This is a genomic window from Vibrio rumoiensis (assembly GCF_002218045.2).
Taxonomy (GTDB): Bacteria; Pseudomonadota; Gammaproteobacteria; order Enterobacterales; family Vibrionaceae; genus Vibrio; species Vibrio rumoiensis.
This window is the reverse complement of sequence record NZ_AP018686.1, coordinates 864,899-890,055: the sequence shown is the minus strand read 5'-3', so window position 1 is coordinate 890,055 and position 25,157 is coordinate 864,899. Positions and strand designations below refer to the sequence as shown.

Here is a 25,157-nt window from a genome sequence, read left to right as displayed (position 1 = left end):
TGTGGTGTTCTTGATAGTTGTCATAAATACCGTGTCATTCCAAAAGCGAGGGACGAGCTGTTTGGAATCTCCTAAAGTGTTTGGTTGATTCATCGATTACTTATGGAGATCCTGAACTACGCTCCTTCGTCGCTATTCAGGATGACAGTTTCATAGCCTATTAAAAGGAAATAGCTATGCCTACTTATGGAAATGAACATTCGAATCCAACGAGCCAAGTTTCTTGGATTCAACAACTTGCCTTACTCGAGCAGCAAGGTGAGGCATGTATTTTGGTTTCTGTATTGGAAGATAAAGGCTCTGTGCCTCGTGACGCTGGCACCAAGATGATTGTCACGCGCAATGAACTGTATGCGACGATTGGCGGAGGGCATTTAGAGCACCTCGCCACGCAAATGGCTCGTGAAATGTTGATCAGCATTGGTGATGGAAAAACCGATAACAAAATCCATATCGAGCGCTTTAATTTAGGGGCTCGTTTAGGTCAATGTTGTGGCGGCATGGCGACTCTGAGCTTTGAGCCAATCGGTTTTAATCAACATCATTTAGTATTATTCGGCGCAGGACATGTCGCGAAAGCGTTAGTCAATATCGTGCAAACCTTACCGTTTAAAATTACCTGGGTTGATGAGCGAGAAGCCGAATTTCCTGATTATTTAGCGCCCAACGTGCATAAATTAGTGACGGATGATCCTGTGGGGGAAATTAAGCACATGCCGCTCAATAGTTACTATTTGGTGATGACTCATAATCATCAGCTTGATTTTGATTTAGCCCGTGAGATTTTAAGCCAAGATCACTTTAGTTACTTTGGCATGATTGGCTCTCAAACCAAACGTAAAAAATTTGATTTACGTCTAGCTCACCGAGGCTTTGAGCAAGGTACGATAGAAAAAATGCAATGTCCGATAGGCATTGCCATAGTCAAAGGTAAACACCCCGCAGAAATCGCCGTTTCGGTGGCGGGTGAGTTGATCGCGCATTATCAGGGTGAAACGTTAGAAGCGAAGCGCCCATTAAAACACAACACTTTGGTTGGTTAGGCCATTAAAGCCATACCGATCAGACGATGGATACAAGGAAGTCATCAATGTCACAAGTCAATACGGCTTATCGTAGTTCTATTATTCAACTCGTTGCAGACCCTAGTGAAGTCGGGCTAGACAACGCTTATCGTTATTTCGAAGATGGATTATTGGTGGTTGAAAACGGCATCATTACTCACGTTGGCGATTACATTACCACCCTTGCGAGTCTCAACGGTGAATTTGAGATGGTTAACTATCAAGATAAAATCATCACTGCGGGCTTTGTCGATACGCATATCCATTACCCACAAACCGGTATGATCGCTTCTTATGGCGAGCAACTTTTAGATTGGCTTGAAAATTATACCTTCCCAGAAGAAGAGCGTTTTAAAGACCCTGAATATGCCGCGAAAGTAGCAAAAATCTTTTTAGACGAACTGGCGACCAACGGCACTACCACCGCATTGGTTTTTGGTACGGTGCACAAACAATCAGTCGATGTGTTTTTCCAAGAAGCCAAACGACGTAATTTACGTATGATAGCCGGTAAAGTCTTAATGGATCGAAATGCGCCTGATTATCTTACCGATACACCAGAGTGCGGCTATCAAGATTCAAAAGAGCTGATTGAAAAATGGCACGATAATGGTCGTTTATCCTACGCCGTCACCCCTCGTTTTGCACCGACAAGCTCTCCAGAGCAGCTCGATATGGTTGGAAAATTACTGCAAGAATACCCAAGCGTGTATATGCACACCCATTTATCGGAAAACAAACAAGAGATCGAATGGGTAAAATCCTTATTTCCAGAACGAGAAGGCTATTTGGACGTGTACGATCATCATGGGTTATTGCACCCGAGATCGGTGTTTGCTCATGGTGTTCATTTGTCGGATTGTGAATGCCAACGCTTATCGGAATCGGGTTCAGCGATTGCCTTTTGCCCAACCTCTAACTTGTTTTTAGGCTCAGGGCTGTTTGATTTAAATCGCATGGAAGGCTTTGGGGTTCGAGTAGGAATGGGGACCGATGTTGGCGCTGGCACATCATTCTCACTGATGCAAACCATGAGTGAAGCCTACAAAATTATGCAGTTACAGCAGAAGAAACTGCATCCTGTGAAATCGCTCTATCAAGCGACACTAGGCGGTGCAAAAGCCTTATATCTCGATGATAAAATTGGCAGTCTAGAAGTGGGAAAAGAAGCGGATTTTGTGGTGTTAGAACCGAATGCTACTACTTTGATGAAATTTCGCATGCAACAAGCCAAAACCTTAGAAGAGAAACTCTTTGTACTGATGAGCTTAGGGGATGACCGAACCGTGCATGCGACATATGTTTATGGTGACTTAGCTTACAGAGCGTAAGGTTTTCGTTGCTAACACTCAGGCTTAAAATCGAAACGCGACACCTACGTTAGACTGGAATTGGTTCATCCAGTCTGACTCAAATTGAATATAACAATTACTTGAACTTTGGTTTGCGTAACAGGCACTTTGTGAATCGTTATCGACCACGGTGCCTAACCAACGGACTTGTCCGGTTAAGGCTAAATTCTCAGTGATGTTGTACTCCAACCCTGCATAAATACTGGCCGCAAAACCATACTTATTATCAGCCCAATCGACATCAGTATAAGAGCCGCCTAATCCCACGCCCAAATACCCTAATGCGTCATTGTTGATCGGCATGTTCAAACGACTTTGAATCATTAAGTACTGGATTGAAGTGTCATAATCCAAAGATTCCAATTCATTATCCTGATAGGAATAGAATAGTCCGAGCTGGCCATTTTCAACGGGCACTTCAATAGATAAGCCGTAGCTTTCGCTTCCCTTAAAGTCATATTTATTACCACTAGAATCTTCTACTTCGCCACCGAGTGTATAGCCAACCATCGGCGTAATGATGACATCGGCATAAGCAGTAGGCGCGGCAAGCATTAAGAGTAACCAATGTGATTTTTTCATTATCAGAACCTATCTGTCGTTGTTGGCATGGATTCGAACGTATCCATCAAAATGTGCCTTAAAAGCGGCGCGATGTAAAACAGCATACTCATTGAGTCGATAAGTCTCACAGCTTTTATGTCTCTATATCATCATAAATGTTTGTATTTTGTTATAAATATCCGCTCGATATATAAATTGTCAATATGAATTGGTATGCTGATATTCCTATCAAAACAGTGATCAAGGATAAGCCATGAAAGTGAGTTCGTTTCAAATGTTACTGTTAAATGCCTGTTGGGTTCCGAGTGTGTGGGCTGAGTCGCCACCGTCTAATAATGAGATACCGAGTGCTTACGATGTGTGTTTGTTGGAAAAAATGAAACAACAATCAGGCTCAAAAACGTTGCAAGATATTCGAGACGAATGCCAGTTAGGTAATGTGTCAGGAACCGCGGTTCAAGCTAAAAAAGAAGATGAGAATTTAGCCGTTAATCGACTAGAAACCGAACGAAAGAATGCCTTTGAACCCTTTGTGATGACGGCGCACCGTTTAAATTACCTTTTGCCAATCACTTATAGCGACAGTATTAATGATAAAGCTTACGAAGGCACTGATTGGTCTGAAGGGCTGGAGCATGCTGAGGCCGAATTTCAGATCAGCTTTAAAGTACCATTGAATTACTCTGATCTTTTATTTGAAGGGGATGGCCTCTTTTTTGGAATGACGCTCAAGTCTTTTTGGCAAGTGTATGCGGATGAAATTTCACGCCCATTTAGAGAAACCAATTACCGTCCTGAATTGTTTTACGTCACACCAACCTCATGGACGCCATTTGGCGGTACGACTGCTTTTGGCGTCGGTATAGAGCATGAATCTAATGGTCAGCGACAAGATTTATCTCGTAGTTGGAACCGAGTTTATAGCCAGTTTTATTTTGCCAAAGATAACTTTCTTATTGCGTTACAGCCATGGTGGCGAATTCCAGAAAGCGATAAGAATGATCCAAGTGATTCGAGTGGTGATGATAACCCTGATATTGAAGACTACATGGGGCATTTTGAACTTTCGAGTGTGTATAAATGGAATGATTTAGAGTTTTCATTTTTAGGTCGTGAGAACTTTTCTACCCATAAAGGTTATGCGGAGCTTGGTTTAACCTTTCCTATTTGGGGGAAAGTGCGTGGCTATGCGAAATATTCAAGTGGTTATGGTAGTAGCTTGATTGACTATAACCAAAACCAGCAAAGAGTCGGTTTAGGGATCGCCATTACGGGGATCTTGTAAAGCGTATTAGTCCGCTCATTCATAAGTTTTCGAAGAAGGCTCGTTATTTGGCAGAATAACGAGCCTTTTCTATTGGTATAAAAAGTGAACTATTTCTTGTGCGGTACGTATTAATTGTTGATTACTGAGAAACAGTCCGCCGTCGTTTCTTTACTTTTGTTAGAAACAAGGAATTAAATATGAAAAAGTTGATACAAAGTATCGGATTAGCATCGGTTCTTCTTGGCGTTACCCCATTAGCCTTCGCGGATAATAAAGTTTGGGGCGATGATCAAGATGTTTCAGGTGGCACTGTGACAGCGAAAAAAATTCATGCGGATGCCAATGGTTGGTTAGTGGTTCATCGAACCGATAAAGCAATGAAGCCAGGACCTGTTGTTGGTTATTCTCCAGTGAAAAGTGGTGAGAACCATGATGTCACTGCGATTTTAACTGAGGATGTAAAGTCAGGAGATATGTTAATGTTAATGCTTCACGGTGAAGCTGGCGGCATGAAAACTGGCGTGTTTGAATACACACTGGGAGCGAAAGAAGATGGGCCTATTCGTGTTGATGGTAAATTAGTCATGGTGACGGTAACCGCCAAATAGGCCACGGCAGAGAATATAGATAGGTGACCATCTGTAACTCTGCTAAAATGTGCTGATATTCTTTAAGGGCTGCCAAGTGTGCAGCCCTTTGTTATACCCTTCTTATTTGCCCTCAAACAGCAAAATCAATGAGGTAGGGTATATTTATCTAGTATCACTTTAGGAACTATTTTGACTAATAACGACATTTTACGCCGTATCCGTTACGCCTTCGATTTTAAAGATGCTGAGATGATTGCCATTTATGCAGCAGCTGATCATGAAGTATCACGTTCACAAATAAGCGCTTGGTTAAAAAAAGAAGAAGACGCGGATTTTGTAAAGTGCACCGATAAAGAGTTAGCGATTTTTCTTAATGGCCTCATTAATACCAAACGTGGTAAACGCGAAGGTGAGCAGCCTCAACCTGAAAGCCGTTTGACGAATAACATGATTTTCATGAAGCTGCGTATTGCACTTAATATGAAAGCAGAAGATATTTTAGAGACACTGAAATTAGTCGATTTCAATTTGAGTAAGCACGAACTCAGTGCTTTTTTCCGCAAGCCAGAAAACAAGCACTACCGAGAGTGTAAAGATCAAATCTTACGTAATTTCTTATTTGGTGTGCAGCGTCAATTGCGCCCTGAACATACGACGGAATTTGAAGATTAATCGCTAAATCACTTCTCTTGGATATTAAGCAAAGGGCTGATAATCTCAGTCCTTTGACGTTTTTAGAGCGCTATTTTTTTCTTTTAGCGTTTCAGTTGATCAATAGCCAGTAAGGTTTCCCATGTCTCAATATACTTACATCGATATTCCATTCAATTTCAGACATACCTGTTGGTTTTGTGGCGAGCCAGCTGCAAAGGCTTTTGATTTACCCAGAAATCCTAAAAATATTCACTTCTTAGCACACGCTCCAATGAGCATTCCGGCGTGTGATGAATGCGCGGCAGTTCGAGTCGCCAGTGATGTATCTTCCATTTGGGCGGTTCGAGATTATGTGAAGCGTTCTCTGATGGATAAGTATTCTGATCACCTTGCCATTGGCCAAAATTGGACCGAACAAGAACTGCAAGAATCTGAATTTTCAGGTGCTTTATTGGGCGGCTTTGGCGAAAGTGCTTGGAAAATGTATGAAATCGCTCGAGATCGACTTTCTTATCAAGGCTGGAAGGTCGCGATTGATAGCATTCCAGTAGAAGGTGAGGATGAAACTTACGGCTTTGAGTTTGATGGTGTGCGTTATATGTCGCTCAATACCTGCATCGATCACCTGATCAAATCATTGCGTTTGGATAAAGAGTTATTGCCAAGCTTAGTTGATTTACTTGGGCCGGAAAAGATCGATTATGCGGTGAAAATCGCTAAGCTCAACAAAGCGATTATTGGCTATCAACGTGACAAAATACTCGATGAAGTTCGCCAACAACTTGAAGACCAACAAGAGATCGATAGGCAAGCCCGTTTTGCCGGTGATTATTCTCGAATTGAAGAAGTACTGGTCGGTGATGGAATTGCGACGACCGAATCGATTCAATGGGCACTTAAAAACGAGATCACGACATTACCGGTATTATGCCAACAAGAAGATGCTTTTTTTGATGCTTTTGCTCACCTTGGCGGCCCGCAATGCTACCTTAATTACTACGGTTTGCAGTTGTATTTTGAAGCAAGACAAAACCCGCAATGGGTACTTGATAATGACCCCAACGCGGAATGGTTTGTTGGGTAGGTACGGTTTTAAAGGAAGCCGAAAAGCCCGTTAGCAGGCGTAGTTTTGTCATATTGTCTTTATAAACTGATTAGCGTTTGATATGGTCCGTTTATTCAAAAATCTGCATTATCTTCCTGAACGGTATTTTATTTATGCTTAGGAAGCTCGCAATTATCCGGCATTAAATCAAACGAAGATGATATCAATCTACATCAAAACGAAGGATGACATTGGTATGGAAACCGACCGTTTATACCTCGCTCCACCATGTTTAGCGAATCAACCGGCGATGCTAGAGGCTATCATAGAAAGTCAGGCTGAATTAAGTCAGTTTCTTGATTGGGTGCCTTTTGCGTTAACCGAACAACAATCGATAGAAGCAACTCAACAAGCTATGGTGAATTTCGATAATTTTGAAAATGAATTACGTTATTCCTTGTTGGATAAACAATCAGGTAAATTGGTCGGCATGATAGGGCTGCTCATTCGAGATAAAGAGGTGCCTTATTTTGAAATTGGTTATTGGCTACGTCGTTCTTGTGTTGGGTTGGGCTATATAACGGAAGCCGTTCAAGCTTTGGAAACATACGCATTTCAGGATTTAAAAGCACAGCGAGTGGAGATTAGAACGGCAGGCACTAATACGAAAAGCCAAGCTGTGGCTGAGCGGTGTGGTTATCAGTTAGAAGGGACATTGCGGTATGCGCGGCGTTTGCCATCTAGGGAATTAGATCATACTTTGATTTATGCAAAAACCCGTTTATAGGGGCTAGAGTGGATGTTTTTTGTATATCCTTGTTGCTGATATGTTACTCAATTGTTTATGATAGGGCCTCATTCATAAATTGATACATTCTCAATGCAGTCTCTCGTTCAGCAATTTTCATCGCACATTCAAAAGGCCTTTTCTCGTTTGTTGCTTCAGCTTGGTATTAATCATACGAGTAGCCAGGCAATTTCAACCATTCCTCTAACCGAAAGGATCAAAGTCGCATTGACGGCTTTTCTTGCCATTTTTATTGTGGTGTTAGTGAGCCAACATATTCAAGACCAAGATGCCATGTTGGTGTTGCTTGGCTCAATGGGGGCGTCATCGGTTATTTTATTTGCTCTGCCAAGTAGCCCATTAGCCAAACCTTGGCCGTTTTTGGTGGGACACTCCATATCGGCGGTGATAGGCTTTGCTTTGACGTTTTTCATTTCAGATTTAGCCTTGTTGGCCGCGACCACAACGGCTTGTGTGCTGATGGTGATGTACATTTTAGAATGTATGCACCCACCCGCAGCGGCCACCGCCTTAGTACCGGTACTTGCGGTTCAACATAGCGATCTTCATTTACAGTTCCTTTACCCGATTATGATCAATATCGTGGTGTTTTTTATTGCCAGTCAGGTATTGAATCGTCTGATCATGAAAAGGCGTTGGCTACCACCTCAGCCGAATTATGATCCTGTGCATTTGCACCAAAACCAAACTCCGTTGAAGCGCTTAGGCTTGCAATCGGAAGATTTAATGCAAGCGATTAACAGTTTTGACAGTGTATTAGCGGTCAGCCAAGAAGAATTAGAATCGATTTATCAGCAAGCACAGAAACTGGCTTATCAACGTCGCAGTGGCGAGATTTTAAGCCGCGATATTATGTCTTCCGATGTGATCACGGCGTCTGCCGATATGCCGCTTGGAATGGCGTGGAAGATCCTGCATAAACATAAAATCAGCATGCTGCCGGTAGTCAATGAAGAACGTGAATTACTTGGTGTGATCTCTAGTGTCGACTTTTTGAAGAACTTGTCTGTACCAAGCTACGCAGGGTTATTGAAACACTTGAATCGTATGTTGGTAAAACGTAAGCATCGGAAAGAAGTGAATAATAAGGTAAAAGATTTGATGGTGACGGATGTGATCGCGGTGAAAGATACCGATCATATTGTGGCGTTAGTACCATTACTTTCGGATATTGGCTTGCATCATATTCCCGTCTTGGATGCCGAACAAAAGCTGTGCGGCATCATTACCCAATCTGATCTTATTGGCGCGTTGTATTCAGTGAATCAAAAGGCTTAGTTATTGATAGGGCTTAAACTTCATTAAATCATCATATTTCAAAGTAAGGTTTAATGCTTGGCAACTGGCTTGCGCATTAATCCATTTATTGTGCTCGCCGTTTTCGACAAACTGAGGAATGGTTAAACCTAAGTGTTTGGCCATGGTTTGGTAATATTCGGCACGAGTTGGGTGTGTGTGCGCAGATAAGTGCAATATTTTTTGCTCAGGCCATTGGGTCAGCATGTGAGAAATTGCGGTGATAATATCATGCTGGTGGATCAGGTTAACCGGCGTTAAGCCATTTTCCAAAGGCTCTTCAGTCGATTGATAGCGTTTGACAATATGTTTAGCTGGATGACGATCTGGCCCGATTAAACCTGATAAACGCAAAACAACTAAGTTATCTTGCCATTCCTCTCTTAACCAATTCTCCAACCACACATGAGCATGCCCAGATTCGTTATTGGGAGCGGTAGGGGTGCTTTCTGTGATTTCACCCTGACAATCGGCATAAACCCCTGTCGTGCTGATAAATAACACCTTTTTACAACCTGCTTGTTTTGCAAGATGCGATAGACTCTGTATTTTTTGTTTGAAATCTTCGGCACTATTTGGGTAACGACCCGGCGGCACATTAATCACTAGCAAATCGGCCGCGAAAGCACGCTGCAGTGTACGTTGTTGTTCAGTGTCTAATGGCTCGAAATCGATGGGTAAAGTTAAAGGAATACCTTGAATACCAAAGGTCGCTAACGCTTGTGCGTCGATCGTTGATTGCTTGGTGCCATAAACGGTGTAGTTTTGTTTCACTAAAGATTTGGCAAGTTCTAATCCAAGCCAGCCGCAGCCGCAAATGGTGATTTGTTGTTGATCCATATAGTATTTTCATCCAAGTTGAGGTTGATTATTTACAAGAGGCCTGTATGTCCAAAACCTTAAATGATTTTTCAGTCAAAACCTTAATTGATAGTGAATTGATTGAGCAACAAATGCAATGTAAAGAATGGCTTTATGATTTTAATCATTCTCGCCCAAGAGAGTCGGCACTGAGAAAAGAATTACTTGGTAAGATTTTGAATAACTACCAAGGTACTCATATTGAGCCGCCATTTTTATGTGATATGGGACAAAACTTTACCATAGGCAAAGGCGGCTTTATTAATTATGGCTTAACGGTTCTCGATATTGCGCCCGTCACGATTGGTGATTATGTGTTGATAGCGCCGAACGTGCAGCTTTGCGCGGCAAGTCATCCCATCATTTTACGTGAGCGTATTGAGCCGTTTGCTTGCGGCGATCCAATCACCATTGGCGATTGTGTTTGGCTAGGTGCGGGGGTGATTGTTTTAGGTGGCGTGACGATTGGTCATAACAGCGTGATTGGCGCCGGCAGTGTGGTCACCAAAGATATTCCTGATAACGTGATTGCGGTCGGTAACCCATGCCGAGTGATTAAAACCATCGATCATGGCACAATGCCGACACAAGAAGATGTTGATGCGTTAATCGAAAAGTATCAACTTGAAGGTTGGGATTAATCTATTGTCAGAATCAAAGAACACTCAAACCTTAATGCTTATTCGAGGTTTACCGGGCTCGGGGAAATCGACATTAGCTAAGCAATTATCGCAGCAGCAAGGTTCAATACATTTAGAAACCGATATGTATTTTATTGAAGCCGATGGGCAGTATCGTTTTAATCCAATGAAATTAGAACAAGCTCATCAATGGTGCCAACAGAAAACCGAACACTATTTACAACAAGGTCACTCGGTGATTGTCTCGAATACCTTTGTTCAACATTGGGAAATGAAAGCCTATAAAGCGATCGCCAAACGCTGCCAAGTTGAATTGCAGGTGCAAGTGTGCCGTAATGATTACGGTAGCATCCACGATATAGAGCCGAGCACCATTGCTAAGATGAAAGCGAAGTGGCAACCGTAAGGTACGCTCTAAGCCACTGCCATTACGTTTTTATCACGCCATTGACTAGGGGTTTGCTGAAACCAAGCTTTGAAATTACGACTAAACACCGCCAGTTCACTATAGCCAAGTTTTAAAGCGATCATCGTCAGAGATAACTGCGGTTGCTGCAACAGCTTAATGGCTTCTTCTTGCCTGACTTGCTCGATGATTTCTCGATAGCTGGTGTTCTTTTCGGTTAATAAGCGCTGTAATTTCTTAGGGTGGATTCCCATGCAAAGCGCAATATTATTCTTATTACATTCACCTGTTGCCAGTAATGATTTGATCGTTTGATAGATAAATTCCGTTGCGTTAACACTAGGCTTTGATTGACTGAGTTTTTCATTTGAAAATGTTAGATTTTTTTCATCGTTAGGTACTGCGGGCTTTTGCATCACCAACGTTTTCGGTAAGTAAATGGCATCTTGTTCTGCATTAAACATCATCGAACAACCAAATCGCTCTTCAAAATAACGTGTATCTTGGTGAGGAATAGGCTGCTTAAAACTCATTTTATGTACTGCCGTTTGGTAGCCGAGTAGCTCTGTGAAAATGTTAAAACAAGCGGCTAACGTAAACTGCGCTTTTTGAGCGGTAAAGTATTCTTGATGAAGGTGATTAAACTCAACTTTATAGTGATTTCCGGTTGGAGTGATCGTTAAGGAGAACCCCTCTGCGTAGAGGTGAATATATTTATTTAAAGAGCCTAGTGCTTGTAGTATCGAGCCTTGTCGATACATATAGTTTTTCATCATCCCCAAATTGTGGACGCTTTGTTTTAATCCTAGCTCTAAGCCAAACACATCGTTATTACATTCAATTTTCGCAAGCTCTAATGCTTGTAAAAAATGTTCATAGTAAATAAACGTATCTGGATCTCTTAATTGGCTTTGGATCACACCAGCCTTTTTTAGTAGTAATGTTGGGTTCTCGCCATAACTTCTCACAATCTCTTCATAGCCTTCTAAACAAGCGGCTCGAATAAAACAAGTCATGTCTTTCCCCCTTTGATGTTAAATCAATGTGATCAAATTCTACTTATTGGCCTTTTGTGTCTCAAATAGTCAAGCTTGTGTCTTAAAAAGTCAAATTCTTCATGAAATCTTAATATAGACTGAATCACATACTGACGAATTTAAAGCAATGTCGTCGAGCTAAACCAGCATTGGGGTAACGTAATATGAACCACACCGAAGAACCGTTTTTAGATGAAAGCCCAACCGAGAACCGTGTCATGTTGCAAGAAGCGTTAAGTCTTCAGAAGCAAGCGTTTAATCAACATGGGCAGGAAAGCTATCAAGAACGTAAAGCTCACTTACAACGCTTAAAAAGTCTTTTAATGGATAATCGAGAAGCGATTTCTGAGGCAATCAATAAAGACTACGGAAATCGCTCTCATCATGAAACGTTATTTGCGGAAGTGATTACGGTTGCGGATGATATTTCATCGACGATCAAACACCTCAAAAAGTGGATGAAAGTTCAAAAACGCAAAGTCGATCATACGGTGTATTTGGGCGCGAAAAATAGAGTTATTCCGCAAGCGGTTGGGGTCGTGGGTTTTATTGTTCCTTGGAACTTTCCAATTAATCTTAGCTTTTCGGGTTTATCTGCTGCGTTTGCTGCCGGTAACCGCGCCATGGTGAAAATGTCGGAAAACTCGATTTATTTAACCAAGCTATTACAAGAGTTGACGCCCAAATACTTTAAACCAGAAAAGCTACAGTTTTTCATTGAAACGGGCACGGTCGGCATTGAATTTTCGAAGCTGCCTTTTGATCATTTAATGTTTACGGGATCTGGGGCAACAGGTCGCAAAGTGATGGCTGCTTGTGCGGAAAACTTAACTCCTGTGACATTAGAACTAGGAGGAAAATCGCCCGCGGTGATAGATCCAAATTACCCAATGAAGAAAGCCGTTGAGCGAATTATGTTCGTAAAACAATTCAACGCAGGCCAGATTTGCACCAATGTCGATTATACGTTTGTTCACCAATCACAACGTGAAGAATTCATTAAAACTTCTGAGCAATGGGTTGCCAAACATTGTCCTGATATTCAGCATAAAGATTACACCTCGATTATTGATAACACGGCCTTCCAGCGCCTAATCGATACGGTTGAAGATGCCAAAAATAAAGGGGCAACCGTTGTTAATTTAAGCCATCAACCTGCGGATCCCGTTACTCGTAAATTTCCAGTGACCTTTATCCTCGATACCACTGACGACATGATTATTTCGCAAAGGGAGACGTTTGGCCCCATTTTAATGGTGAAAACCTATCAACAGCCGGAAGAAGTCATTGACTACATTATTCAGCGTGATCGTCCATTAGCCTTTTATCCATTTAGCAACGATAAAGTATTGGTGGATCGTTATATTCAATCGGTTCTGTCGGGTGGGGTGTCGGTGAACGATGCGTTATTCCATGTTGCTCAACACGATTTGCCATTCGGTGGAATTGGGGGCAGCGGAATGGGTCATTATCACGGTTATGAAGGATTTTTGACCTTTTCAAAATTACGTCCTGTTTTCTACCAAGCCAGTTTTTCCAGCATGAAATTTATGGCGCCACCTTATGGGAAATTCGCGATAAAAGTGATGAATTTAATGATGAAGATTAAATAGAAAAACCAATACCTGAAACAAAACTAATAATAAAAACAATAAGAAACAAAAGGATGAGGCAATATGATGGAACATGATAACTTTGATTTTGACCAAGTCATTATTGGTTCAGGCTTCGGTGGCTCAGTCAGCGCATTACGCTTAACTGAAAAAGGTCACCGTGTCCTTATTTTAGAAATGGGGAAGCGCCGCAATGATAAAGATTTTGCGAAAACCAATTTAGATAAAAAGAATTATATGTGGATGCCTCAAATCGGTTGGAAGGGCGTGACGAAGTTTAGTTACACCAATAAAGCGGCCATTATTCATGGCATTGGTGTGGGTGGGGGCTCCCAAGTGTATGCCAATGTTCATCTTATTCCTGAAGATGAAGTGTTTTCATCTCCCGCTTGGAGTAAAACACGTTCTGATTGGAAAGACACATTGGCGCCTTACTACTCATTGGCTCAGCGTATGTTGGGAACGACGCATAATGAATACACTAATATTGCGGATGATACGTTAAAGGAAGTGGCAGAGGAGATGGGGTACGGCGATAGTTTCAAAACCGTTGATACCGGCGTTTTCTTTCCTCAATCGGACGGCAAGTTTGGGCAATCATTTAAAGATCCTTACTTTAATGGTGATGGCCCAGAGCGCTCAACCTGTAAGTTATGTGGCAGTTGCATTATAGGGTGTCGTTATAATGCTAAAAATACTTTAATGAAAAACTATCTGTATTTTGCTGAACGTAACGGGGCGGAAATTCGCCCAGAATCGACCGTGACCAAAATTGAACCATTAGGCAGCAAAGATGGCAGTGATGGATATTTAATCACTGTCAAAGAAAGCAACGATAGCGGTAAGCGAGAATACACGATTCGCACGCGCGGTGTTGTTGTGTCAGCGGGCGTGATGGGGACGATTCCTCTATTGCTTCGCATGAGAGATCAGCTTAAAACGCTACCGAATATCTCGAAAAATTTAGGTCAAGAAGTTCGAACTAACTCAGAAACATTAACGACAGCAAATAACATGAATGCCAAGGTGAGTGAGGGCGTGAGTATCAGTTCATTTATCTCAGTGGATCAGACGACGAACGTTGAAATCACCCGCTTCCGTGAAGGCTCAGATGGTACGTGGCTGTATCTACCATATGTCCCTATGGTTACGGGGCAAGGGATTACTCGAATAGCAAAAATGCTGAAAAACACCCTATTGCACCCGGTTAAAACTTTCAAAGTGTTGAGACCGAAAGGGAAGGCTGTGAACTCAATTTTGTTATTAGTGATGCAAAAATCAGAAGCGTTTGTTCATTTTGAATGGCGAAGAAAATGGTATCGAGGCTTTAAAAAAGGCATCACTTTTGTGCAAAATGAAGGGGATACACCTCTCAAAGTATCATTTCCAGCAGCAGAGAAAGCAACGAAGATCTATTCAGAAAAACTGGGTGGCGAGCCGGGATCTGCATTAGCTGAGATATTAACCGGGGCGCCAATGACGGCCCATATTATGAGTGGTGTTGCCATTGGTTCCAGTGCTGAAAATGGCGTTGTTAATGAAGGCGGTGAAGTTTTTGGTTATAAAAACCTGAGAGTGATTGATGGTTCTATTATTCCTGGCAACTTAGGGGTGAATCCGTCGTTAACCATTACAGCTCTATCTGAATATGCGATGAGTCGTGTGCCAGTATTTAACCAAGAACGCGCAGATAAAATTAAACCGATTCATTTCTCTGAACCATTGGTAGGTCAAGTCTCCAAGCTAAAAGGTTCGGGGGATTTGATCGCGATGATGCAACAACAAGCGTAGCTGAATTAACATTAATCTAATAAAAACGCCCTTATTGGCCTCGACGAGAGCGAGTGACCAGTAAGGGCGTTTTTATATATCTATGAAAGCATGGTGGGTTATTAAACACCTTGTAGAGGTTATAACATCCCCATGGAATAGATTAGTTGGAGCTAATTTGTATGAGGTTTATTTCTCGTCAGATAAGTACTGCTTTAGCATTTCTTCGTAACTTTCTACGCTTTGTGCCCCTGTGAGTCCTTGTTCACCATTAAATATCATGGTTGGTACACCAGAAATTTCCATTTCATGCCATTGGTCTTCAATAACATCAATTTTATCGTGCTCGGCAGTATCATGCAGGTAGGCGATCATTTCATCGACTTCTAAGCCAACTTTTTCACCGATATCCAGTAATACATCCGTATCTGAAATGTTTTTGCCATCAGTAAAATAAGCGGTAAAAAGGGCGATTTTCAACTGAGTTTGTAAGCCTACTGAGTGGGCGTAATCTAATAGAATATGGCATTGGCGAGTATTGTAGATTCGGGTTTCATCAGTAAAGTTAAACTCGAAGCCGACAGATTTTCCAAACTCGATTAAACGTTGGCGGTTTTGTTCACTTTCTTCGGCTGATGCGCCATATTTTCTTGCAATATGTTCACGTAAATTTTCGCCTTCTGGCGGCATATCTGGATTTAGCTCAAACGGATACCATTCAATATCGATACGATCTTGCCAGTTGTTTTTAACTACGGCATCTTTAAGGTGTTTAACCCCAATGACGCACCATGGACAGACCACGTCGGAAATAATATCAATTTTGAGTTTCGAATTAGACATACCACTACCTTGTCGGAAATTTTAAAATTCGATTCATTATGAAAGATCCAATGCTACAGTCAAGTTGTAAGTGATCTCGTCGGGTGGCGAATAAAAGGCAAGGAATGGCATGAAAACACAAATAATCAGTGAGAATACCATCATGGTGTATTTTACGAACACCATCGATACTGAAACGTCAGAGAAAGTGACTCAAGCTCTCTATGTTCTGCAAAGCTCGCTGGGTAATGTTATTCTGGATGCGATTCCCTCCTATCATTCAATTCTCATTACCGTCGATATCTTACAAACGAACATGAATGACTTTCAGCAGCAAGTCGAAGCGTTACTTAATCAGCCTCTTTCTGCCTCCATGTCGTTACCGCATTTAGACATCGAATTACCGGTTTATTATGGCGAAGAAGTGGCGTTAGATGCGGCTGAAGTTTGTGCCCATAGTGGTTTGTCATGGTCAGACGTTACAGAAATACATAGTCAGGCAAATTACCGTGTTTATGCGATTGGGTTTGCACCGGGCTTTGCTTATTTAGGCAATCTAGATCGTCGCTTGCAAATACCGAGAAAAAGCACTCCACGGGCACGAGTACCCAAAGGTAGTGTGGCAATCGCAGGGCAGCAAACGGCCGTCTATCCCAAAACATCACCCGGTGGTTGGCATATTATTGGCCGCACCCCAATCTCGCTGGTGGATTTTGAACGAGATAACTTGTCATTTTTCCATATTGGCGCACAAGTTTGTTTTAAAGCTATCTCACGTCAGCAGTTTATCGATATGGGCGGAGAGCTTGATACCGTTGGGCTGCTTGATACGAATAAGAGGGCGAAATCATGACATTAAAAGTACTTAATGCGGGCCCATTAAGCTTATTGCAAGATACTGGACGGATGGGCTTTCAAGGAATAGGTGCAGCAGTCGGTGGGCCAATGGATGAACATGCTTTTCGTTGGGCGAATCATCTACTCAATAATGATGTGAATGCCGCGCAAATAGAGATTACTTTAGGTTTGTTTCAATGCGAGTTTAGCCAACCGACACAAATCGCGCTTACCGGTGCGGATATGCGTGCTGAGCTTGATGGTGAGCTGATCCAGCCTTGGGCCAGCTATCATGTTAAAGCCGGATCGATATTAAAATGTAAAACAGCACGACAAGGCATGCGCGCATATCTAGCTATTCAAGATGGTTTTAAAGTAAGCCAAGTATTAGCAAGTTGTTCTACGGTCATGCGTGATGAAATGGGGGGATTACATCGTCGAGGTGAACCGTTAACCAAAGGAGATGACATTGCTTACCACGCAACCGAGCATACTCTACTGCGCCAAGTGCCAATTGAGTACATTCCGCAATACCCAGAAGTAACCGTAACCACGAATTCTTGCATACTCGATATGATTCCTAGTTACCAATATGAGCAGTTTTCTAAAGTTGCTCGTCAGCGGCTTTTTAACGGCGTATATACCGTCAGCCCACACAGCGATCGCATGGGTTACCGATTATCAGGTGACAAGATTGACTATGATGGTGACAGTTTAATTTCTGAAGGCATAGCGTTAGGTGCGATTCAAATTCCTGCCGATGGTCAACCCATTGTACTAATGGCTGATCATCAAACCATCGGCGGTTACCCTAAAATCGGTTGCTTGACTCGGATGAGTATCAACAAGCTCGCCCAATGCCCTCCGGCTTCGAGAGTTCAGTTTCAATTAATTGAGCGCGATAAAGCAGAGCGACATTATCGAGAAATGTTGAGGTTTTTTAGTGAGTAGTGTTTTCGGCAATATAGATTAGTTATTGCTATCACGAAGAGCAGAATTAAAGATAGCAATTAATGGATTTAGATCTAGTGCTACTCCTGCAATGTTTGCATCCACCCATTCTTGCTGTGAGATTTTCGGCCACTCAATGTCGTAACCTAGAATAAACGTTAGCTCTTCGAAGAAAAAACGCAAAGTACGACCGTTACCTTCTCTAAATGGATGAAGTAGGTTTAATTCACAAAATAAGTTGGCTAGTTCAGGGACTAAATCTGGAGGGCTTACATTAGTTAGATGTGGGATGGTATCGAATAATTTTTTTGCTTCAGGTTCAATTCGTGAAACTGTACAAAATCGAGTACTTCCTTTTGATATATCTATTTCGCGAACTTGACCAGCCCAGTCAAAGAGATCTTGGAATAAGTAACTATGTAGAAATTTGAGGTGGCTAAAATTGAGTTGCTGTAATTCAACGACATTACTTTGATATGCAAGATATCGTTGCATAGTGAAAGCAGTTTCAGCTTCTGCCAACCTATCGAGATCACGAATATTTAAACGATTTATTAAAACATCAGAGTCGTTATAACAATATTTATCGTGTTCGGTACCGTATTTATCTCGCATACTTTTGTTTAAGTTCTGCAATCGATGGAGCTTTTGATTTTTCTTTAAAAGATAACCCTTCGTAGCTTAGACTAGTTTTAAAATTTTCAAAGTTCGGAGCAAATTTTGTTTTACGCTTTGTAGAATTCGATGCTTGTGACATACCTATACTCCTTTTAATGAATTATAACTAAATTGTACATGACTAAATCAAAAGTGTCATGGTGCTGTTTTGTGGGTGTTAAATGGTTTGCTAAATCATCCCTCACCAACACTCGCCACCGTCGTAGGTAGCCTCACCGAAAACTTATTTGCCAGTGAATACATCTCCGGCAGCATACGATAGATTAAGTGCAGCTGTTGTAAGATCAAACGTACGGCTTCTTCATCGCCTTCACGCCATTCACTGAGTTTCTTATCGAGTTCACTATTGAATGTATCTAAGTTGATATCGCCATTTTGATAATAAAGCTGTTGTTCAAGTTGCTCTAAGCTTTCGTGAATCCCTTTATGCGCTTCTAAAATGAGTCGGTGGGTTTCTTTATCATCAATACGTTTGCGGTGCGCGCCTAGTGCCGAGATATAACTGAGCATTGCGTGGTTAAGCGTCAGGAAACGGAAACTTTCATCAATGGCTTTTTTGTATTTATCCGGTTCGGCCAGCATATTGCTGATGGTCGTACTTAAGGTCGAGTCCATCGTGTGGGCGGTGCGTCGGGCTAGACGATAATTCACATCATCACGTTTACCAACACGATACTGAGCGATGATCTGACCAAGATAATTTTTATTGGCTTGTATTGCTTCCGACATCACCCTGTGCAATTTTTTCGCTTCCCAATCAGGCAGGATATAGCGCACCGCAAATACCGCCAAACCACAGCCAATTAAAGTATCAGCAAGGCGGGGTAGGATGACCGCGTAGCCTTCACCGAGCTGATTAAAGCAAAACAAGACCAAGAGAGTAATAAAGGCAGTCGCGGAGCCGTAATTATTCATTCTAAAAGCGAAGAATAGCGTTCCAGAGATAACCAAAAAGACCAGTTGGCTTTCTTGTGAAGGGAATAAGGTTAACAGCGGTACGCCCACGAGTAAGCCGACAATCGTGCCGATAACCCGTGCGGTCAGTTTCTGGCGAGTCGCACTGAAGTTTGGTTGGCAGACAAAGAGACTGGTTAACATGATCCAGTAGCCACGCTCTAATCCAAGTCCTTGGATCACCCCGTAACCCACGGTTAATACAATCGACATACGTAGTGCATGGCGGAACAGCATTGAATCACGATGTAAATTATTACGAATGCGTTGCCACATCACTTTTGGTGTATGAGCCGTCGTGTCATGCAATGAGTAATCGTTCGCTTCGTCGCTGGTGTTTTCTGGCGTGAATTTAGACGCATCAGGGTTACTGACGTTTGATAGCTGCTTTTCTACCGTCACCATATTATTAAATAGGTAGAACAGTTGGCTTAATGGGTATCGCCATTCGGGTTTATTTTGATCTTTAAGGTATTGCATTGAGGCTTGCAGCTCATCGAGTGCCAAAATGGAGTCGCCATCGTATTTATATTGTTTTCCACTTTCTAGTGCCTCAGAGATATCTCGGCAGGCGTTAGCCTGTGTCAGCATTAAATGTTTGAAGCGAAAAAGTACATCACTACGCGAAAAGTGTTCGGCTAAATCTTGGTAACGGTAATGAGTTGAACTGATACGTTCATGGATATCTTGTGCTAAAAAATACAACTGTAAATAACGGTCACTTGGGCCATCCACATGCCCACGCTTAGAACGTGAGAGTAACGTGCTTTTCGCTTGATTTAATGCATTAACTGTAGTCGAGTTCAACTTACTTTCTAAAATACGGTAAGGCTGTGGCGTTAGACCCGATATCGGATGAAATAATGAGCTTTTGGCTTCTAGGTAGTTGGCCAATTCTTCGAATACATTCGCTAACCCTTGTTGAACTGGCTGCATTGGCCAGAATATTTGCCACAACATTGAAAGTAGGTAATACCAAGCTGCACCCGCTAATAACAGAGCGGGTTGGTAGAGAATGTTGTCGTATAGGTGATACCCCAACATGGTATAAATAGCGATTAATAAAGAACCAAAGGCAATACTGGCGTAGCGTGGGCCAATGGCACCAAGCATAATAAAACCAAAGGTGCTAGTGAACAGGCCTATGGCGAACAGTGGTGGATAGGGAAATAGGATCTCGATTGAAAAGGAGGCAATCGCAAAGCAAATAAAAGTTAATATAAGCGCCCGAATGCGGCCCATAAAGTTATCATCGGTTTCTGCTAGGGCAGCGGCAATAATGCCTAAGATCAACGAGGTAATTTCGGTAGTGTATCCGTAATACCAACAAGGTAAGACCACACCTAATAGAGCGATAAGAATTCGAATACAGTAGTTAACCGTTTTATCAGACCAATAGTGTCGGAGTTGTTGCATCGAATTCGTCATAAAGCGCAATAATATTCCTGAAGAAAGAGAGTCTTGTCAGTATAGAGGCCTTTACTTACTCAAACTATACTCTCTTGTAATAACAGCAAAAAAACTTCTCTCTGTTTGATTATAAGCAAGTTTTGAGCCAGCCTGATGGATTTTTATTCGTTTTATTGTAAGTTTGAAAAAGCGATGACCTCAGCCCTCTTCCTTTCACATTAAAACCCGTTAGAATATCGGGATATATTTTTATTCAAAATTTTACTGATCGCATAAGGAAAACTCATGCAATTAAGCGCTAGCCGTTTTGCTCAATTTTTCATTCAAGATGAATACCAACAAGTTGAAGTGAAAGATCAGTGCATTATTTTATCTTCTCCAACCGATGAGCTTCAGATCCCATTTGGCGCCTGGAATGGAGAGGTAACGGTAGAGCGTGGTTTAATTTGGGGCAATTTATATTTTCATGCTCATGAAGAAGAGGAAGATGAACACATTCAATGGCTGGCTCAAGGCCTACCTTGGGTTGATTGTCAACATTTTGCTCAAAGTGTCGTAGGAGAATACCGCCGTTGGCAATTAAACCAAAATGAATCTCTGGCGGAGTTATTACCAAGCTGGCTTCAACAGCTAAAAGAGCTAGTGAATCAACCCGGTTATTTAACACATTCATCGCTTGAGTTCTGGATGAAAGGGATTTCAGATGATCTTGCCAAAAAAGACATGTCACTACCGGAAGTGATACATATTTTCCCAAGTTATAACGAATGGGAAGACGATGGTCAGTTCCAACACAGTAAACCGTCTTTAATGAGTGGTTTGAAACGCTGGCTCACACACCCTAAAGCCTCATTAGAGCAACGCAACCAAACTTGGCTTTCCAATCAAGAAATAGAGTGGAAGTCATTCTTTCAAGAATGTGAACGCTCACCACTGAATGCTTCTCAACAACGAGCGGTGCTATTAAATGATGATCACACCTTGATTTTGGCAGGAGCCGGGTCGGGTAAAACCAGTGTGTTGATGGCGAAAGTAGGTTATCTACTTCAGAGTGGGCAAGCTCAGCCTGAAGAGATGCTATTAGTGGCTTTTGGCCGTGATGCAGCAAAAGAGATGCAACAACGCATCAAAGAAAAGTTTGGCGATCAAGGTGCTCAGATAAAAGTGCAGACCTTCCATCAATTAGGTTTAGATATTATTAAATCGGTTGAAGGCCATCAGGTTGAAATTTCTCCACTCGTCACGACGCCAACCCAAAAGACCGCTTGGTTTTCCCAGTGGCTAAAAACACACTGGATGACAGAAACCAATTTTAAGCGTTGGCAGAAACACTTAGCCGAATGGCCAATTGCCTTTTTGAAAGGGGATGTTGAGTTAGGTTCTCATGTTGAAAATCCAAAATTATTGGCGTGGTTAGAACAGCAAGTCGATCAGCTTTCAGTTTTGCAATTACCAAAGAAACAACTACAAGAGCAGTTAATTGAATTAGAAAATTACCCGCAATTGAATAGTGAGTTAATGTTGGCATGGCCGTGCTACCAAGCGTGGCAAAAAATGCTGAAAGATGAAAATCAAATCGATTTTAACAGCATGATCTCTAAAGCGACTCAGTATGCAGGCAATGGTAAGTTTAAACCGCAATGGCGCTTTATTATGGTGGATGAATATCAAGATATCTCACCAAATCGCTTAGCGCTTTTAGATAACCTCTGCCATAACACCAAGCATAAAATATCTCTAGGTGAAACGACCACGCAACAACCGTGTTCATTATTTGCGGTTGGCGATGATTGGCAGGCGATTTATCGTTTCGCAGGGGCGGATGTGAACTTAACCACTGGTTTTAAAAAGCGTTTCCCTAATGCGCAGATTCATTACCTAGACACCACTTATCGTTTTAATAACCAAATTGGTGAAGTGGCAAATCGCTTTATTCAAGCCAACCCTTATCAATTAGAAAAAACCTTAAATAGCCATAAGCAGCAAAAACAAAAAGCGGTGACGATTGCGCCTATGCATACGCTCGAAGCTCTTTTAAGTGACTTAAACAGCCAAGTGAAATCTCGCAAGAAAGTGTTGGTGCTAGGCCGTAATCATTACCATGAGCCGAGCGATTTAAAGACACTACAAAAACTCAACCTACATTTAGATATTGAATTTAAAACCTGTCACGCCAGCAAAGGGCAAGAAGCCGATTATGTGGTGATTGTGTCGGTTGATGAAGGGCAGTTCCCAGCGGTTGAACGTCAGCAGCATTTGCATGATGCGTTGTTATCTACCGGTGATGTGTTCCCGAATGCTGAAGAACGTCGCTTGTTCTATGTGGCGATGACCCGAGCGAAAGAGAAGGTTTGGGTTTTACATAACGCCAATCCATCGACGTTTATCAAAGAGTTAAGAGCAAACCGTTATCCGGTGGTGGTGAAAAAGCGCTAAAACACACTGCTAAGTTGAATAAAAAGGAAAGCCGATAAATGTCAATTTATCGGCTTTCTTTGTTTGGTCAGTTGTCTATTTTTAAATGTTTATGCCTCAAAGGCGTTTGGCGTAATCAACCCCATCCCCGCTTCCCCTTATATCAACTTTTGCTGCCAAGTGGCTTCATATATCAAGGGGAAGAGCTGATCGTTGTCGCCGTTACTTTCATTTTTATCTCAATCAGCCCGCGGTGAGTGTTTTTTGAAACCGTCATTCTAGCCGAGCCTAATCGAGAGCTGGAATCTACTAATCTCGCGCTGAATATTGGAATGTTTCTCTTTACGCAGATAACACTAAACAACAAGCGATCACAAATCACTCCCTCCCTTTATCAATGAAAAATACATGGTATCAAGATTTACAGCCAAGGGAGGGCTGGGGCTGTCTCTTGATCACAAATCAAAAATGAAGTCTTGGGTTATTCGATATCCTTCAACCAAAGTCTGCAACTTAAACCATCCTTCCCATAGGGTGATCCAACTTATTCTCCCTGTTAGTTTACTATTGTTCCAACCTGCTAATTTACCTAGGCTAATGTAAGCCCAATGAATATTGGGCGTTAATTTAGGAGGTTGTACACCTTCAACTTTTATCCAAAGTAACTTCCACTCCAAAGGCGTCAATAGTGTTTCACAACTGGTATTTTTAGCTTTATCTTTATTTAACCCTACATACCTAAGCTGCTGAATCCTAATAGCAATAAATGACAATATGACAGTCATTTTTTCAAGGCTATTTTTTGTCTGCATGCGTAATGATTCGACTTTTGTCCCCCCAGACTTCCAAGCTTTATGGTAGTCCTCAATTAGCCACCTTTTCTCATAGAACTCTATGATTCGCTTTGCGTCATCAGCATTATTGATTTTTTCAGAAGTCAATAAATGCCATCTCAATGGCTCTTTAGAGCCAGTTGAGTTCTCATGGCAGCCAACATAATAAAGACTTATATCTTCAAGATTACCGCGCTTATTCCCCGGAACTTTTAATGTAACAGGTGAGTATTTGATATCGCAGTTTACTAATCTCTTTTTCCTAGCTGCTGAGGTTTTTGTTGCGCCTCTTTGAGATATGCAAATTGTTCTTTGAGCAACACTGACTAAATTTTCTGAAAAAGAATAGAGTTTATTGTTTTCCTCTGTGAGTCTCCGACTTTGCATCGAACGAACAACAAAACGATGGTTATTTTGAGTTTTATATCGAAGATATTCATAAATATCTGCTTCACGATCGCAGACAGATATAACTTTACTCATATTCGATTTAAGTCTCTTGGCAACATGAGTTGAAGCTCTTTGCCATTTAAAGCTTTCTTTATCTTCATATTTATATTCTAAATGTTTACTTCCTCTACCATGAGAGGAGAGGCTTCGGCACCAACGCTGTTGTTCGATAAGGCCCACAACATTTTGTTCATTTGGTGCAAATAACAATACAGAATGAGCCATCATCCCCCTAGCTTTTGTACTATTCCCTAAAGGGCCAAGTTCAGGGTTGACGGATTTATAACTGAAATTAAGGGATGTTGTATCTTCTAAAGCAAGCAATAAATCATAATTGTTAACGAGCTCTGCTGTAGTGTTAAATGCTGACGTTTCAATATCTTGAGCCTTAATTTTTTCATTTCGAATAAAGCGATAAGCAGCCTCAATTTTGTCCGATGTTTGTGATGATTTTACTACCGACATACCAATGTTACTGACTAAGTCAGTAACTAAAGTAACGAGTCGTTTTGTCCGTCTTTTATCACCTAGCTCAGCATTACCAAAATTATTCTGTGCCCACTCAGCAGCTTTGACAATCATGTTTATTCCTTAATTCAGACTCATCAATGGAAGATCTGATCTATGAATGTCGTTAAAGTTCCAGAAATAATGATTTGTGTATAAGAGACAGGGGCTGGGGAGGGTTGATGTGAGTGACTTATTTATGCCCCAAGCCAAGTTAAACTCAATACGCCGGTCGCCATCAATGAAGTCAGTGTGGTTACTCCAGTTGGCAAAATAGCGCCAGAATTGCTCTGACGCTTGATTTAGAAATTGAAAGTTAGGTAGGGTTCTAG

23 protein-coding genes are annotated in these 25,157 nt (G+C 41.7%); 15 read left to right on the top strand and 8 right to left on the bottom strand.

Annotated features, from left to right (window positions below; all coding sequences use genetic code 11):
- Window positions 1-176: 176 nt before the first annotated feature.
- Window positions 177-1,043 (top strand): xanthine dehydrogenase accessory protein XdhC, encoded by an 867-nt coding sequence (gene xdhC, locus VRUMOI_RS16450; RefSeq protein ID WP_089139480.1) that lies wholly within the window; start codon window positions 177-179, stop codon window positions 1,041-1,043.
- Window positions 1,044-1,090: 47 nt separating this feature from the next.
- Window positions 1,091-2,395 (top strand): guanine deaminase, encoded by a 1,305-nt coding sequence (gene guaD, locus VRUMOI_RS16445; protein ID WP_089139481.1) that lies wholly within the window; start codon window positions 1,091-1,093, stop codon window positions 2,393-2,395.
- Window positions 2,396-2,419: 24 nt separating this feature from the next.
- Here guaD and VRUMOI_RS16440 read toward each other — a convergent pair whose 3' ends face one another.
- Window positions 2,420-2,998 carry an outer membrane beta-barrel protein gene (locus tag VRUMOI_RS16440; RefSeq protein ID WP_089139482.1) on the bottom strand — a complete coding sequence of 193 codons (579 nt, stop codon included), beginning with the start codon at window positions 2,996-2,998 and terminating at the stop codon, window positions 2,420-2,422.
- A gap of 256 nt (window positions 2,999-3,254) precedes the next feature.
- On the opposite strand from VRUMOI_RS16440, the gene VRUMOI_RS16435 reads away from it, so the two are divergent.
- The 6 genes from VRUMOI_RS16435 to VRUMOI_RS16410 all read left to right on the top strand — a co-directional run bounded on the left by VRUMOI_RS16435 (window position 3,255) and on the right by VRUMOI_RS16410 (window position 8,622).
- Window positions 3,255-4,265, top strand: a complete 1,011-nt coding sequence (locus VRUMOI_RS16435) for a phospholipase A (protein ID WP_394608808.1) — start codon at window positions 3,255-3,257, stop codon at window positions 4,263-4,265.
- Window positions 4,266-4,444: 179 nt separating this feature from the next.
- Complete coding sequence (locus tag VRUMOI_RS16430; protein WP_089139484.1) at window positions 4,445-4,855, top strand: DUF7282 domain-containing protein; 411 nt, start codon at window positions 4,445-4,447, stop codon at window positions 4,853-4,855.
- A gap of 171 nt (window positions 4,856-5,026) precedes the next feature.
- Window positions 5,027-5,509 (top strand): YehS family protein, encoded by a 483-nt coding sequence (locus tag VRUMOI_RS16425; RefSeq protein WP_089139485.1) that lies wholly within the window; start codon window positions 5,027-5,029, stop codon window positions 5,507-5,509.
- 121 nt (window positions 5,510-5,630) lie between these two features.
- Entirely contained in the window at window positions 5,631-6,575 is a 945-nt protein-coding gene (locus VRUMOI_RS16420) for a hypothetical protein (protein WP_089139486.1), read from the top strand.
- Window positions 6,576-6,792: 217 nt separating this feature from the next.
- Window positions 6,793-7,323: a GNAT family N-acetyltransferase gene (locus VRUMOI_RS16415; protein WP_089139487.1), complete on the top strand. Its 531-nt coding sequence runs from the start codon at window positions 6,793-6,795 to the stop codon at window positions 7,321-7,323.
- Between the two features lie 93 nt (window positions 7,324-7,416).
- Window positions 7,417-8,622, top strand: coding sequence for an HPP family protein (locus VRUMOI_RS16410; RefSeq protein WP_089139488.1), 1,206 nt, complete (start codon window positions 7,417-7,419; stop codon window positions 8,620-8,622).
- Here the strand turns inward: VRUMOI_RS16410 and VRUMOI_RS16405 are convergent, their stop codons facing one another.
- Entirely contained in the window at window positions 8,623-9,480 is an 858-nt protein-coding gene (locus VRUMOI_RS16405; RefSeq protein ID WP_089139489.1) for an NAD-dependent epimerase/dehydratase family protein, read from the bottom strand. It abuts the gene before it with no gap.
- A 47-nt stretch (window positions 9,481-9,527) separates the two neighbouring features.
- Here VRUMOI_RS16405 and VRUMOI_RS16400 point away from each other — a divergent pair, with 47 nt between their 5' ends.
- Window positions 9,528-10,142 (top strand): sugar O-acetyltransferase, encoded by a 615-nt coding sequence (locus tag VRUMOI_RS16400; RefSeq protein WP_089139490.1) that lies wholly within the window; start codon window positions 9,528-9,530, stop codon window positions 10,140-10,142.
- A gap of 4 nt (window positions 10,143-10,146) precedes the next feature.
- Window positions 10,147-10,548, top strand: a complete 402-nt coding sequence (locus VRUMOI_RS16395; protein ID WP_269459986.1) for an AAA family ATPase — start codon at window positions 10,147-10,149, stop codon at window positions 10,546-10,548.
- A gap of 8 nt (window positions 10,549-10,556) precedes the next feature.
- Here VRUMOI_RS16395 and VRUMOI_RS16390 read toward each other — a convergent pair whose 3' ends face one another.
- Entirely contained in the window at window positions 10,557-11,564 is a 1,008-nt protein-coding gene (locus VRUMOI_RS16390) for an AraC family transcriptional regulator (protein WP_089139492.1), read from the bottom strand.
- A gap of 185 nt (window positions 11,565-11,749) precedes the next feature.
- Here VRUMOI_RS16390 and VRUMOI_RS16385 point away from each other — a divergent pair, with 185 nt between their 5' ends.
- Together VRUMOI_RS16385 and VRUMOI_RS16380 are read left to right on the top strand one after the other, a co-directional pair.
- Window positions 11,750-13,198 (top strand): coniferyl aldehyde dehydrogenase, encoded by a 1,449-nt coding sequence (locus VRUMOI_RS16385; RefSeq protein WP_089139493.1) that lies wholly within the window; start codon window positions 11,750-11,752, stop codon window positions 13,196-13,198.
- 63 nt (window positions 13,199-13,261) lie between these two features.
- Window positions 13,262-14,989, top strand: a complete 1,728-nt coding sequence (locus VRUMOI_RS16380; RefSeq protein ID WP_197712963.1) for a GMC family oxidoreductase — start codon at window positions 13,262-13,264, stop codon at window positions 14,987-14,989.
- 168 nt (window positions 14,990-15,157) lie between these two features.
- Here the strand turns inward: VRUMOI_RS16380 and VRUMOI_RS16375 are convergent, their stop codons facing one another.
- On the bottom strand, window positions 15,158-15,811 hold the full coding sequence (locus VRUMOI_RS16375; RefSeq protein WP_089139494.1) for a DsbA family oxidoreductase: 654 nt from the start codon (window positions 15,809-15,811) through the stop codon (window positions 15,158-15,160).
- Window positions 15,812-15,920: 109 nt separating this feature from the next.
- Between VRUMOI_RS16375 and pxpB the strand changes: the two genes are divergently transcribed.
- The gene (gene pxpB, locus VRUMOI_RS16370) at window positions 15,921-16,643 is read left to right on the top strand and encodes a 5-oxoprolinase subunit PxpB (RefSeq protein ID WP_089139495.1); all 723 of its coding nucleotides are present in this window, start codon (window positions 15,921-15,923) and stop codon (window positions 16,641-16,643) included.
- Entirely contained in the window at window positions 16,640-17,578 is a 939-nt protein-coding gene (locus tag VRUMOI_RS16365; protein ID WP_089139496.1) for a 5-oxoprolinase subunit C family protein, read from the top strand. Before pxpB ends, VRUMOI_RS16365 begins: the two co-directional genes overlap by 4 nt.
- A gap of 18 nt (window positions 17,579-17,596) precedes the next feature.
- Here the strand turns inward: VRUMOI_RS16365 and VRUMOI_RS16360 are convergent, their stop codons facing one another.
- The 3 genes from VRUMOI_RS16360 to yccS form a co-directional block, all read right to left on the bottom strand.
- Window positions 17,597-18,193, bottom strand: coding sequence for a Fic/DOC family protein (locus VRUMOI_RS16360; protein ID WP_089139497.1), 597 nt, complete (start codon window positions 18,191-18,193; stop codon window positions 17,597-17,599).
- Window positions 18,183-18,335: a hypothetical protein gene (locus tag VRUMOI_RS19375; protein WP_174208824.1), complete on the bottom strand. Its 153-nt coding sequence runs from the start codon at window positions 18,333-18,335 to the stop codon at window positions 18,183-18,185. The genes VRUMOI_RS16360 and VRUMOI_RS19375 overlap by 11 nt, the downstream gene beginning before the upstream one ends.
- A 95-nt stretch (window positions 18,336-18,430) precedes the next feature.
- Complete coding sequence (yccS, locus tag VRUMOI_RS16355; protein ID WP_231897530.1) at window positions 18,431-20,638, bottom strand: YccS family putative transporter; 2,208 nt, start codon at window positions 20,636-20,638, stop codon at window positions 18,431-18,433.
- 267 nt (window positions 20,639-20,905) lie between these two features.
- Here yccS and helD point away from each other — a divergent pair, with 267 nt between their 5' ends.
- A complete protein-coding gene (gene helD / locus VRUMOI_RS16350) occupies window positions 20,906-23,056 on the top strand; it encodes a DNA helicase IV (RefSeq protein WP_089139498.1) in 2,151 nt (716 codons plus the stop codon).
- A gap of 434 nt (window positions 23,057-23,490) precedes the next feature.
- Here helD and VRUMOI_RS16345 read toward each other — a convergent pair whose 3' ends face one another.
- Entirely contained in the window at window positions 23,491-24,900 is a 1,410-nt protein-coding gene (locus VRUMOI_RS16345; RefSeq protein WP_110410729.1) for an IS4-like element ISPrst1 family transposase, read from the bottom strand.
- Between the last annotated feature and the right edge of the window lie 257 nt (window positions 24,901-25,157).